General features: G+C 53.7%; 10 protein-coding genes. 4 read left to right on the top strand and 6 right to left on the bottom strand.

Annotation, left to right across the window (positions count from 1 at the left end; all coding sequences use genetic code 11):
- Positions 1 to 4: 4 nt before the first annotated feature.
- From HOY33_RS06465 to pspA, 4 genes are all read right to left on the bottom strand, one after another.
- The gene (locus HOY33_RS06465) at positions 5 to 2,773 is read right to left on the bottom strand and encodes a DUF2339 domain-containing protein (protein ID WP_253906937.1); all 2,769 of its coding nucleotides are present in this window, start codon (positions 2,771 to 2,773) and stop codon (positions 5 to 7) included.
- Between the two features lie 184 nt (positions 2,774 to 2,957).
- Positions 2,958 to 3,317, bottom strand: coding sequence for an envelope stress response membrane protein PspC (gene pspC / locus HOY33_RS06460; protein ID WP_172289377.1), 360 nt, complete (start codon positions 3,315 to 3,317; stop codon positions 2,958 to 2,960).
- Positions 3,317 to 3,544, bottom strand: a complete 228-nt coding sequence (gene pspB / locus HOY33_RS06455; protein WP_172289376.1) for an envelope stress response membrane protein PspB — start codon at positions 3,542 to 3,544, stop codon at positions 3,317 to 3,319. Before pspB ends, pspC begins: the two co-directional genes overlap by 1 nt.
- A gap of 68 nt (positions 3,545 to 3,612) precedes the next feature.
- Positions 3,613 to 4,278, bottom strand: coding sequence for a phage shock protein PspA (gene pspA, locus HOY33_RS06450; RefSeq protein WP_172289375.1), 666 nt, complete (start codon positions 4,276 to 4,278; stop codon positions 3,613 to 3,615).
- A gap of 219 nt (positions 4,279 to 4,497) precedes the next feature.
- Between pspA and pspF the strand changes: the two genes are divergently transcribed.
- Complete coding sequence (gene pspF / locus HOY33_RS06445; RefSeq protein WP_172289374.1) at positions 4,498 to 5,496, top strand: phage shock protein operon transcriptional activator; 999 nt, start codon at positions 4,498 to 4,500, stop codon at positions 5,494 to 5,496.
- Positions 5,497 to 5,564: 68 nt separating this feature from the next.
- On the opposite strand, the gene HOY33_RS06440 is transcribed toward pspF, so the two are convergent.
- A complete protein-coding gene (locus tag HOY33_RS06440) occupies positions 5,565 to 6,560 on the bottom strand; it encodes a LacI family DNA-binding transcriptional regulator (protein ID WP_172289373.1) in 996 nt (331 codons plus the stop codon).
- A gap of 379 nt (positions 6,561 to 6,939) precedes the next feature.
- Here HOY33_RS06440 and HOY33_RS06435 point away from each other — a divergent pair, with 379 nt between their 5' ends.
- Genes HOY33_RS06435 through HOY33_RS06425 form a run of 3 tightly spaced genes read left to right on the top strand, consistent with a single transcriptional unit; the run spans position 6,940 to position 10,669 of the window.
- Positions 6,940 to 8,034, top strand: coding sequence for an OmpG porin family protein (locus HOY33_RS06435; protein WP_172289372.1), 1,095 nt, complete (start codon positions 6,940 to 6,942; stop codon positions 8,032 to 8,034).
- A gap of 47 nt (positions 8,035 to 8,081) precedes the next feature.
- Positions 8,082 to 9,584 (top strand): glycoside hydrolase family 32 protein, encoded by a 1,503-nt coding sequence (locus tag HOY33_RS06430; protein WP_172289371.1) that lies wholly within the window; start codon positions 8,082 to 8,084, stop codon positions 9,582 to 9,584.
- Between the two features lie 56 nt (positions 9,585 to 9,640).
- Positions 9,641 to 10,669 carry an OmpG porin family protein gene (locus tag HOY33_RS06425; protein ID WP_172289370.1) on the top strand — a complete coding sequence of 343 codons (1,029 nt, stop codon included), beginning with the start codon at positions 9,641 to 9,643 and terminating at the stop codon, positions 10,667 to 10,669.
- A 94-nt stretch (positions 10,670 to 10,763) separates the two neighbouring features.
- Here the strand turns inward: HOY33_RS06425 and HOY33_RS06420 are convergent, their stop codons facing one another.
- The gene (locus tag HOY33_RS06420; protein ID WP_216660414.1) at positions 10,764 to 11,744 is read right to left on the bottom strand and encodes a hypothetical protein; all 981 of its coding nucleotides are present in this window, start codon (positions 11,742 to 11,744) and stop codon (positions 10,764 to 10,766) included.
- Positions 11,745 to 11,798 lie beyond the last annotated feature (54 nt).

Below are 11,798 nucleotides of genomic sequence, written 5' to 3'. Positions count from 1 at the left end.
GTCTTTATATTGCAGAGGCGCTCGAGCGCTGTTTCGGCGGCAAGGGGGCAAAATAGCCGACAATCAATATCAGGATCGCGACGCCGATAAAGGCCACCGCCCGCGCCAGTCCGCCGCCGACCGCGCTATCCACTAAAAATAGTTTGACTATCGTCACGCCCAGCAACGCCGCCCCGGCCAACCAGCCGCCGCGCTGCTGGCGTCGGGTTGACCACACCATGCCGATCAGCGCGGAAAGCGTCCATAGCAGCGCGAAGGTGGTTTGTACCAGTCGCGAATCCCACAGGGCGTCGGCTGACCAGGGGATCGGGGTATAGCTGGCCAGCGCACGCAACAGCATCCCGTTGAGCAGCCAGAAACCTAATAACCATAGCGCGAAACGGCAACGACGTCTTAATCCTGCATTCTGCGCCGACGCCGTTATCATCCGGCGATATCCTATGACCAACGCAGCCAGCGCCAGCGCCATGCCGGCTTCCAGCGGATTAAACAGCGGTATATAAAACGCCTGGTCACTGTTCCACTGCCCGTCCATTAGGTTGACGTTCCCCAGCAGGGTAAACAGAATGGCGACCAACGGCACCAGCCCCGTGCGGTTATACAACGGCGCCCACCGCGTCAGCGGCCACAGCCGATGCCGTGTTGGCGACGCCAGCGCGATGACGATGGCCGATAGCAGCACGATCGTCAGCAGCGGCGCGCCTTCTTCCACCTGCGGCGGGATCAGCGGATACAGATACTGTGACGCCATCAGAAACAGAAAACTCACCCACATCCAGAACAGCGACAGATGAAAACCCTGCGTCAGTCGGATTGGCAGCGAGATTTCATCGCGATAAAGCAACCGGTAGGCGATGGCGAAACATGCCAGCCAGCTTCCCAGCGCCGTAAGTTGTTCACCGATATTCAGTAGCGGCAACTGCCGATATTCCGCCCCGAGAAATTGCTGCAACACCGCCAGCAGTATAGCGCCCCACAGCAACCCACCGCTGTAGCGCAGCGCGGCCCAGTTAAGACGTCTCCCCGCGGTATGCCATATCAACGCGGACAAGGCGATGGTTAGCAGAAGCAATGGGGGGAACAGCAACGCATGCGTGCGCCAGGGCGGCATAAACTCGCTGCCATGCCAGAATGCGGCGACGTAGGCGTTCAGCGCCCGATCGACGGCATAAAGCAACCAGCCAAGCCATGTCGCGATGCCCAGCATAAAGAAGATGCGACTGAATGCGCGCCAATGCGTTTCCACCTGACGATAGCGCCGCCAGCACAGGCTGGTGCACAGGGCGGTCATCGCCAGAATACCGAAGATAAACAGGAAGGATAGAACCGTGAGCGACGTGAAAAACAGCGCATAGCCGGCCGACAGCACGCCCAGCAGCATAATCGCCGCCCCGCTCCATCCCATGCGCCGCTGGTTTTGGTACAGTCCCGCCCACAAGACGCACAACCCTTCCAACAGCCAGGTCATTGACGTCCATTGCGCGGAAAAGGCCAGCGGCACGGACAGCGTCAGAAAACAGGCGCTCAACGCCAATGAAAACAGCCCTAAACGCGGCGTTTTGCGACGGAAATATATTCCCGACGACAGATAAAACAGGCCGTAGCCCAGTGCCGATAACGCTGGACCATAGGTCCACGGCTGCGTTATCAGATACTGCATGCCAAAGCCGATTAACGGCGGAGCAAACAGCAGCAGGCCATCGACGATCTGTTTGCCCACAGGCTGATGGCGCAGCGAGAAATGCAGCGCGCCGACGCCGAAGATCAGAATATTGACAATCAGGAATAGCTGGCTGCTGAGGTAGTGCGCCGGCTGATAATGCTCCGCCCCCCAAACCGTCGCCACGCCAAAGGTAAAAATCATCCCTAACAGGTTAAGCTCCCGCCAGGACTGGCGCGCGCTGATGGTCAGAATACCCAGCGACAACAGCAGATAATAGGAAAACAGCACCACATGGTCGCCGCTTCCCTGCGACAGCAGGATCGGCGCCAAATAACCGCCGATGCTGGCTAACATCGCCAGGCTTAAGGAACGCTGCAACACCGCCAGTCCGACGCTGGCGGCGCAAACCGCCAGCAGCAGGGCAAAAGCCAGGGTATAGGGCAACAGCAGGTACAGCCTAAAGGCGCCAAATATCGTGATATACAAAGCGCCGACCGCCCCGCCTTGTAATATCAGCGCATACAGCCGTTGCCGGCGCCGCAGGCACCAGCCGAACGCCAGTAGCCCGCCGCTGATTAACGCCGCGATCCCCAGACGCCACTCAATGGACAGTATGTCGTGCTCAATGCTGAACTTCATCAGGTAAGCCAGGCCGAAAAACAGCAACAGGATCCCTATCTTCGCCAGCGGATTGCCTTGCAGCAGCCAGCCCGCCAGAGAGGAAAACAGACCTGAATGCGACTCGGATGAGGCGGATCGCCAGACGTTATCCGCAGATGACGAGGCGTCTTCTTTTACCGGCGCCGCGTCGACGTCGGCTGACGGGATAACCGGCTGTGTTGCGGCGTCGGCCTCGGCCAGCGCCGACGTCATGGGTGATAACGTTGTCGCGCCCGGCGATGAGGGTGAGTAAGCCTGATGCGGCGGCTGAGTAATCTGCGCCGATATACGGGTCAGATCCGAGCGCAACTGCGCCACCGTTTGCGCCAGTTGCTCGGTCCGCTGTTGATTACGCAAGCTGCGCTTATACGCCACCAACACCACGAACGGCATCAAAATGATGTAAATCAGCAACAGCCATAAGCCGATCACCCACATTGAATCATCCATGAAGCACCTTATTTAGTTGAAACCAATGATGCGTTTGTACACGAAATCAGGGAGACTCACAAACCTGACGCCGACGGCCGTCTGGGGCGAAAAAGTAAGGCGCGACGCGATATTATTTTTTAATAACATCGGCGTCGCACGCTTAGCGGATATTTAGCATTACCGTTGCAGAGAGGTAAAACGTTTAAAGCTGGCGAAAGCGGCTCTCGACGCCAAAGGTATCGGAAGTGACATAGCGTTCAATATTGCGCAGGCGCTGCTCGCTGGCGTTCAGGGTGGCATCGGCATCATTCAGCAACTGATTCGGCGTCTGCGGCGACGCATCGCGGTAGCTATTCGCCGGCGCCGGCTCAAGAATAAAGCTGAGAATGATATAAGCCAGTATGGTGAAGAAGAACAGGCCGAAGAACATCGACAGCACCACAATCACCCGCAGCAATTTGACCGGTACATCAAAATAACGCGCCAACCCGGCGCAGACGCCTTTCAGCATCCCCTCTTCCGGTATGCGATATAAGGTTTTACCCGACCATGTATTTTTCATTACGATTTTCTCCAGTCCGGATGTTCCGCGTCCAGAATTTCTTCCAGCGCCTGAATGCGTTCGCGCATACGGCGGGCATCTTCGGTCAGTCGCGTCAGACGCTGCATGTCGCTTTGTCCCAGTTGAGCATTGTTTTGCTTGCGCTGACTGTAATGTAGCCAAAGCCATATCGGTGCCACAAACAGCATAAAAATGGTCAGCGGTATGGCAAGAAACAAAGCACTCATCGTGTCTCCTTAAAATTATTATGTTCGCCGTTATGGCTGCCGCCACCCTTGGCGACAGCCGGCCCGGTTTATTCTGCTGATTTAACTTTAGCTTTAAGTGCCGCCAGTTGCGCGCTGATTTCATCATCGGCTTTCAGCTCGGCAAATTGCTGATCCAACGGTTTTTGTTTTCCCAGACCCACGCTTTCAGCTTCCGCTTCCATCGTATCAATGCGGCGTTCGAACTGTTCAAAACGCGCCATGGCTTCATCCAGTTTCCCGCTGTCCAGTTGACGACGCACATCGCGCGATGAGGACGCAGCCTGATGACGCAGCGTTAACGCCTGCTGGCGGGCGCGGGTTTCGCTCAGTTTATTTTCCAGCTCGCCAATTTCGCGCTTCATGCGATCCAGCGTCTCTTCCACATTTTCCGCTTCGTGCTGCAATAGCGTAATCAGGTCCGTCAGTTTCTGTTTTTCAATCAAAGCGGCGCGGGCCAGATCGTCTTTATCTTTCCGTAATGCCAGTTCCGCTTTTTCCTGCCACTGCGCCTGCTGCGTGTGAGCCTGCTCAATACGGCGGGCAATCTGTTTCTTTTCCGCCAGCGCGCGTGCAGAGGTCGAACGTACTTCAACCAGCGTATCTTCCATTTCCTGAATCATCAGCCGCACCAGCTTTTGCGGATCTTCAGCCTTATCCAGCAATGAATTAATGTTGGCGTTCACGATGTCGGCGAAACGAGAAAAAATACCCATAATCCAATCCTCTTAATGATTTCCAGCGTCTGATTACGCCTGATTGATTATCACCACCCGCGAGCAGCGATATGGTTATACCTATATCAATAACCGTGCCAATTTCAATTTTCCTCTAACTCATTGAAAGATATGACCTGAATAATTTTGACTATTCTTCAATACCCGCTAGATTAGTCAAATAGGCTAATTATTAGTAAAAATAACAGGGTGAAACCGATGGCGCAGGAAAAAGAAAATTTACTCGGCGAAGCCAACAGCTTTCTTGAAGTGCTGGAACAGGTTTCGCAACTGGCGCAGCTCAACAAGCCGGTGCTGGTGATTGGCGAACGCGGCACCGGCAAAGAGCTGATTGCCAGCCGCCTGCACTACCTCTCTCCCCGCTGGCAAGGGCCGTTTATTTCCCTGAACTGCGCCGCGCTGAATGAAAATCTGCTGGATTCCGAGCTGTTCGGTCATGAGGCGGGCGCGTTTACCGGCGCGCAGAAACGCCATCTGGGCCGCTTTGAGCGCGCCGACGGCGGGACGCTTTTTCTGGATGAACTGGCGACCGCGCCCATGCTGGTACAGGAAAAACTGCTGCGGGTGATTGAATATGGCGTGCTGGAGCGCGTCGGCGGCGGTCAGTCACTTCAGGTGGATGTCCGGCTAGTGTGCGCCACCAATGACGATCTTCCCGCGCTGGCGGCCAGCGGGAAATTCCGCGCCGACCTGCTGGACAGGCTGGCGTTTGACGTGGTGCAACTGCCGCCGTTGCGCCAACGCCAGCAGGACATCATGCTGCTGGCGGAGCATTTTGCCATTCAGATGTGCCGCGAATTACGCCTGCCGCTGTTTCCCGGCTTCACGCCGCACGCTCGCGACACGCTGCTGAACTATGGCTGGCCGGGGAACATCCGTGAATTGAAGAATGTGGTTGAACGTTCAGTGTACCGGCACGGCAGCAGCGATCGGGCGCTGGACAGCATTATCCTCAATCCTTTCCAGAAGCCTTCTTCCGCGCCGGAAACCCAACCCGGCACAACGGCCGTACAGCGCCCGCGGCCGGATTTACCGCTGGATCTGAAGCAGTGGCAGCTCACACAGGAAAAGGACTTTATCGATCAGGCGCTGAAGCAGGCGCGGTTTAATCAACGCAAAGCCGCCGAGTTGCTGGGCCTGACCTATCATCAACTGCGGGGGCTGCTGAAAAAGCACGCTATTATGGTCAATGACTAACCCTGCGCCAGCGGCAACCCATCGCGCCGGTCGGGCGCGCTGGCGAACGGCCTGCCCTGGCCGTCAGGTTACAGGGAGCGCCGGCGCAGCAATGGACTGGCGATTTTAGTGATATCGTGGTTTTCCAGACGATTGATGATATGCAGAGTGGACTGTCGGCCAATTTCGTAATGCGGCAGTTGTACCGTAGTCAGCGGCGGCAGGAACAGATCGCCGATCCCCACCAGATTGTCATAGCCCAGCACCGCGACGTCATCAGGAATGCGAATGCCCTTTGACAGCAGCGTCTGGTAGACCAGAAACGCCACCCTGTCGTTGCCGCACACCACCGAATCGAACAGCGGTTTGCCGCGATGCAGATATTGCTCGACGATAGTCACCGCATCCATATAGTGCTCGTCACCCAGCCGCAGATGATGCTGCCAGATCTGTTGCGGATCGAGGGAAAAATCAAGGCAGGCGCGCTCCAGGCCCTGACGCCGACGACCGCTGGCCAGCCGCTCCTGCGGCAGATGGATACACAGCGGCTTACGGTAGCCCGCGCTGAGCAGCGCGTGAAAGCCGTCATACTGCCCCTGCTCATCATCCGGTATGTAACTGGCGACCTTGTCTTGCTCACTTTCACAGTTCGCCAGCACACACGGCAGGCTGAGCAGCTTTTTCGGCACTGGTACTCTACGCAGCCCCATCGTGGTGTAGATGATCCCGGCAGGACGGTGCGACAGCAGCAGGTCAACGATGTCATCCACGCAGTCTGACTCGAACATATTGACGACGAAGCTGTTCCAGCCGTACGCCCGGGCGGTCTCTTCAATCGACAGCGTCATTTCAACCGAAAACGGCGTAGTGACGGTGTCCAGCGCCAGTACGCCGATGGTTTTCGGCGTTGCTCTGGCGCCGCGAATTTTTTTTGCCGACAGGTCGGGAACGTAGTTAAGTGTTTCAATCGCCTGTTTGACGCGCTGATAGGTTTCCGCCTTCAGCGATTGCGGGCTGTTAAGCGCCCGGGATACCGTCATCAGAGAAACATTCGCCAGTTTTGCCACATCTTTTAAAGAAGCCATACCGTCCTTTCCCTACTTTATATCCGACAACGACGATGTCCCGTGGGTGAACATCGCTGACTGAATCATTTGTGTTTCCCTCGTGCGAGGAGACCAACCGACCGGCGGCAACCGCTAACGGCGTCGTGCCGCCCACGCGGCTGATTCTACGTATATTCAGGCCGCCGGCTGCAAAAATAATAAGTTTAAATAATAAACATGATGTCGCTCGCATAAAACCAATGTTAACGTTAACCATTGTGATTAACATCATAAATCCATCATCCCTGATCTTCTCCTGTTTTATGGCGTGATGTTAACGTTAACTAACACGGTTTGCCGTGTAGCTGGAGCAAAGATGTTATCTCCCTATCAATAATGACAACGAGAATGATACGCGATGAAAAATACCTATTTTTGCATTTCGATGGCGCTGCTTGCCGGTCAGGCCGCCGCGGCAACAACCGAGGAACCGCCTGCCGCGGAACAGCGCGTGTCATCCGGCGGCACAACCGACAGCGCCGGGGTAGCCTCTCTGGGGACGACCGGGCAGGCGACCGCGGCGAATGATTATCAAGCGGAGAATGTGGATATCGCCCGCATCTCTCAGGAGCAACAGTCGGTGCACTGGAACACCGTGGACAGTTCGCTGGACGCGGGCGGCCTGCACGGAAATATCGGCAGTAAAATTGAAATTGACGACACGCGCTGGAAAGACAACAGCAAAAACGGCGGCAAATTCAAGCTGGCGCTGATTCAGGCCTGGTTACGGCATGATGAATTACCGGGTTGGTATTTTGGTTACTGGAACGCCCGCGAAGATAATTATAAAGGTCAGTTTTCTAATCAGGACTATAGCGGTACCAACACCATCAACGAGATGTATATCGGCAAAATCAACGAATTTTACCGCGGCAACTGGGGCATCGAAGTATTGGGCGGCACTGAAAGCGCGACAAAACGCTGGAAAGGCCGGCTGAAATTGTGGGGCGAATCCCGTCTGACCGATAAGTGGTCGGTCTCCGGCTACGTGTTCCGCGAATATCAACCACAAAGTAACGATTCGAATAATAACGATCTGGAACACCATTCCATGGAAATGGAACCCTCGCTGCAATATCGGGTGAATCCGGATTTAGGCATTTATCTGCGTCCTTATTATTCCTGGGATAAACAGGCGCGCAAATTCTGGGGAAATATTATCGAAGAAGAGTGGAAAATAAGCGCCGGATTATGGCGCAACTGGTATCCCCTGCTGACGTCGGTGTATGTCGGATTTGGCAATGACAAAATTTATAATGACGCCAACAGATCCGAAATATTCTACAGCGGCAAATATCACTTCATCGGCGCCACCGCCAGCTACCCCATTGTCGACAACCTGCGTCTTTATGGCGAATTCAAAGCCCAGTTTACCAAGTCGCACGGCCAATGGGCCAATGACGGCCATTCCTGGAATCCGTTTACCGTGGTCGGCGTTGAATACAGTTTCTGATTCCTATGCCCCTGTGAAAATAACTATTCCATACAAGAGAGAACATCATGTTCAGACCCAACAACATTTCCACGGCGATACTGATGCTGCTGATAACATCGCTGAATACCGCCTACTCAATGCCGCCGGCTCAGAGCAACCCGGCGGCCAGCGAAACCGGGACACCCAGTGAGGTAAGCGCGTTTTTTCCACGCATCCCCGGCTCCTATATCGGCGACCCCATGCCCTTTTCCGAAAATAACCGGTTTTACGTTTTTCACCTTAATGACGTTCGCGGCGGCAAGGATCTGGGCGTACACGCCTGGCATCTGCTGGAAAGCCAGAATTTGTATCATTATAAAAATCTGGGCGAAGTGATTCCCTATATCAACGATCTCGATAGCCCGGAACTGTTGCTGGGCACCGGTTCGGTGATTAAAGTCGGCGGTGTTTATCACGCCTGGTACACCGCGCATAACCAGAACGTCTATCCGGCAGAGTCGATTATGCATGCGACCAGTAACGATATGCGCAACTGGACCAAGCACCCTAAGGATACCTTCCTCCCCGGCAAAAACTATCGGGCAAGCGATTTCCGCGATCCGCATGTGGTCTATATTCCTGAGGAAAACCGCTACTGGATGCTGATTACCACCCGTCAAAATGGCGCGGGCGTAATTGTCAAATACACCTCCGATAACCTGACCGCCTGGCGCGACGAAGGCGTTCTGTTTCGCAATGACACCCCCAGCTATGACGCCAATCTGGAATGTCCGACGTTGGTTAACTTCAACGGCCGCTGGTATCTCAGCTTCAGCGACCAATGGCCGCATCGCCAGACCCAGTACCGTATGGCGGAATCCCCCAACGGCCCCTTTGTTAAACCGGAAAAATTTTATTTTGACGGCGCCGGACTCTACGCCGGCAAGCTGGTGGAACAGAACAAACGTCTGTTTGTTTTCGGCTGGGTGCCGACCAAAGCCGATGAAAACAATAAAGGCACCACCGACTGGGCGGGCAACCTTATCGCTCATGAACTGACGGCCGCGACCGACGGCCAACTGCACACCAGGCTGCCGCAGGAAATGGAGGCGGCTTTCGCACAAAAAGTCCCTCAGGCCAGCGTATTACACCCCGTCGCGACGACCCACAGCGCCGCCTCGTTCGGCGAAATCAGCAGCCGGGTATTTGCGCCGTTGACCGGCACTACCGAAATTAGCGGCGATCTGCGCCTCACCGGCAACGGCGCTATTTTCAGCTTCGGCATGAGCGACGATATCCCGCAAAACGCGCCGGTCAACGTCGTGTTTAATAAAAAGACCAATAAGGTCCTTTTCTATACCGCCGGCATCGATGCGCTGCCAACCAGTCAGCCGGAAAGCGGGATAACTACGCCATTATCCGACACGCTTGCGCTGAAAGTGATTATTGAGGACTCCATTGCCGTGTTCTACATCAATGACACGATCGCCTTCAGCACGCGCATGTACCATATTGCCGGCAAGAAATGGGCGATCAGCGCCACACGTAATGATATCGATACCCGCAATCTGCGTATTCGGCAGTTTTGATTCGCGTATCGCCCTATTTCTCACTGCATTGCGAAAACCGTCGCAAGGGATTATTTATGAAAACCGTTATCTCCACAACATGGGTTCTGCTCACCATCGCGCTGCTGCCGGCAGCCAGTCAGGCAGCCATGGATATCATGCGCAACGATAATGGCACCGTAGTCGGGGTCAATCCCTGGTCTTATCTGAATGAGGATGTGATGTGGACGACCACGCGTTCGTCCTATCCGCACGGCGGAAAAGTCCACGGCAATATTAAAAGTAAACTGGAAATCACCGATTCCAACTGGAAAAACAGCGCTACCCACAACGGCGCGGATAACTTTGTGCTGTCGCAGGCGGTATTGCGCCATGACAGCCTGCCGCCATGGTATCTGGCCTTTTACAATGCGCGGGAAACGGAATATCAGGGCGGTTTTACCAGCCAGCGCTATGAACGGCAGACGCAGCGTACCCAGTTGATCTTCGGCTACGAACACCCGTTCGCGCGCGGCAGCGTTGGCGCGGAACTGCTGGCCGGCAGCGAATCGCTCAACGAACGCTGGCAGGTGCGCTACAAGCTTTATGGCACATATCGCCTTACCGATCGCCTAGTGATGTTTGGCTACCTGTATCAGGATCTACAGCACAAACGATCCGCCGGCGGCGAATTCATTAACGACACGGATATTTCGACCAGTGAAATCGAACCCGGCATACAGTACATCATTACCGACAGCACCGGCGTCTGGCTGCGCAGCCGCTACAGCGAAGCCACGATGCAGCGCAAACAGTGGGGAGATATCAATGACCAGGACTGGACCACCCGCGTCGGCGTCTGGCATAACTGGGACAGCGGCCTAACCACTACGCTGCACAGCGGCATCGGTCACTATCGCAAATACAACGCCAATAAAACGGATGGCGAAGTCTTCCAAAACACCCGCTACAAATACGCGGCGCTGGGCGCAACCTACCCTGTCAGCAAGCGGTTTACCGTCGCCGGTGAAGTAAAAGCCTCGGATGACAAACAGGGCGGCAGTTGGGTGACCAACGGCAAGGCCATCAATATGTTTTACATGCTGTCCGCGGATTTCAATTTCTGATCCGACGCCCCCGCGCGACGACGGTGCGCCCCGCGGCGCACCGATTTCCGTTGCCGGATCGTCATGGGGATATCCTCATGCCGTTGCGACGCGACTAACGCCGCCGTCTAGCCGCCGGAAGAAGACGATTTTTTTCACGATTAAACCACGGAGACCGTAACAGCGGGATCACCGCAGGCAATACGATTGCCAGGCCGAAGAAGAAGTCTATTTTATAAAAATCAAAATCATCGATTGAACCGATCAAAAATGAACGAATGACCGCCACGCTGATCAATGCGGCAATGATATCAATTCCTGACTGAATATCCTGCCTTAAAAAGGCAAACAAACAGGGAAAGAACAAAAAAACAATCAATAAAATCACCATGGTTTTAAACATAGCGCTTCTTTCTATAAGAATAGCGCACTCATTATTTTTGTAGCCGTCGTTAAATTGATCCAGGCTATCTTCACCGGTTCTATTGTCCATATATTGTGCCGGTGAACTCGCCACTCTGGGGGAAAAGGATGGCGATAGCTGAGCGATGGTTATTATATTACTCATCGCGATATCCACTCTCTGGCCGTCAAGCGTTATATAGGGAATAAACCTGTAGCCATAGCGATACGTCTCAAATGGAAAATCCTCGTCATTGCTGTGCAAATCAACAGGTTTTTTTTCAATTTCTGCAAATGCGTTTTTATTTACTGAATTGAAGTTTTTTTTTAACTCGCCGACGACAATATCGTTGAAAACAAACGATGGAAATGCGGGAATAACCTGTAACCCTTCCATTCTTAAATGCAATTTGTTTTTATCCAGATTGTATTTTTTAAATGTTTCCTCGCTAATATTGACACTGCCGCTTAACTGCATTATTCCCTTAATATTATTATCCAACCTCAGAAATAATGAGTCAGACGAATATAGCGTATTCGCATTTTTTACTTCGCCACAAAATGTTCTACTGTCAAAAACAGAATGTCCATTAGAAAGCATGGTCTTATAGCCAACAACTATAAAAATCAGTAAGAAAACGGCGCCTAATATCATCAATACATATGAAACTATACGATTACTCTTCTTTTCCATTTTATCATCCATCACCTCATCCCATGACAATAATAGCCTTGGAAAATCATAAAT

Source organism: Brenneria sp. hezel4-2-4 (genome assembly GCF_013155275.1).
Lineage (GTDB): Bacteria > Pseudomonadota > Gammaproteobacteria > Enterobacterales > Enterobacteriaceae > Brenneria.
The sequence above is the reverse complement of the archived record's forward strand: the minus strand, read 5'-3'. Positions and strand labels throughout refer to the sequence as shown.

Bases quoted from the DNA above. Each gene is read 5' to 3' on its own strand.
- HOY33_RS06425 (WP_172289370.1), top strand. From the start codon at position 9,641: ATGAAAACCGTTATCTCCACAACATGGGTTCTGCTCACCATCGCGCTG.
- HOY33_RS06435 (WP_172289372.1), top strand. From the start codon at position 6,940: ATGAAAAATACCTATTTTTGCATTTCGATGGCGCTGCTTGCCGGTCAG.
- pspA (WP_172289375.1), bottom strand. From the start codon at position 4,278: ATGGGTATTTTTTCTCGTTTCGCCGACATCGTGAACGCCAACATTAAT.
- HOY33_RS06420 (WP_216660414.1), bottom strand. From the start codon at position 11,744: ATGGAAAAGAAGAGTAATCGTATAGTTTCATATGTATTGATGATATTA.
- pspB (WP_172289376.1), bottom strand. From the start codon at position 3,544: ATGAGTGCTTTGTTTCTTGCCATACCGCTGACCATTTTTATGCTGTTT.
- HOY33_RS06465 (WP_253906937.1), bottom strand. From the start codon at position 2,773: ATGGATGATTCAATGTGGGTGATCGGCTTATGGCTGTTGCTGATTTAC.
- pspC (WP_172289377.1), bottom strand. From the start codon at position 3,317: ATGAAAAATACATGGTCGGGTAAAACCTTATATCGCATACCGGAAGAG.
- pspF (WP_172289374.1), top strand. From the start codon at position 4,498: ATGGCGCAGGAAAAAGAAAATTTACTCGGCGAAGCCAACAGCTTTCTT.
- HOY33_RS06430 (WP_172289371.1), top strand. From the start codon at position 8,082: ATGTTCAGACCCAACAACATTTCCACGGCGATACTGATGCTGCTGATA.
- HOY33_RS06440 (WP_172289373.1), bottom strand. From the start codon at position 6,560: ATGGCTTCTTTAAAAGATGTGGCAAAACTGGCGAATGTTTCTCTGATG.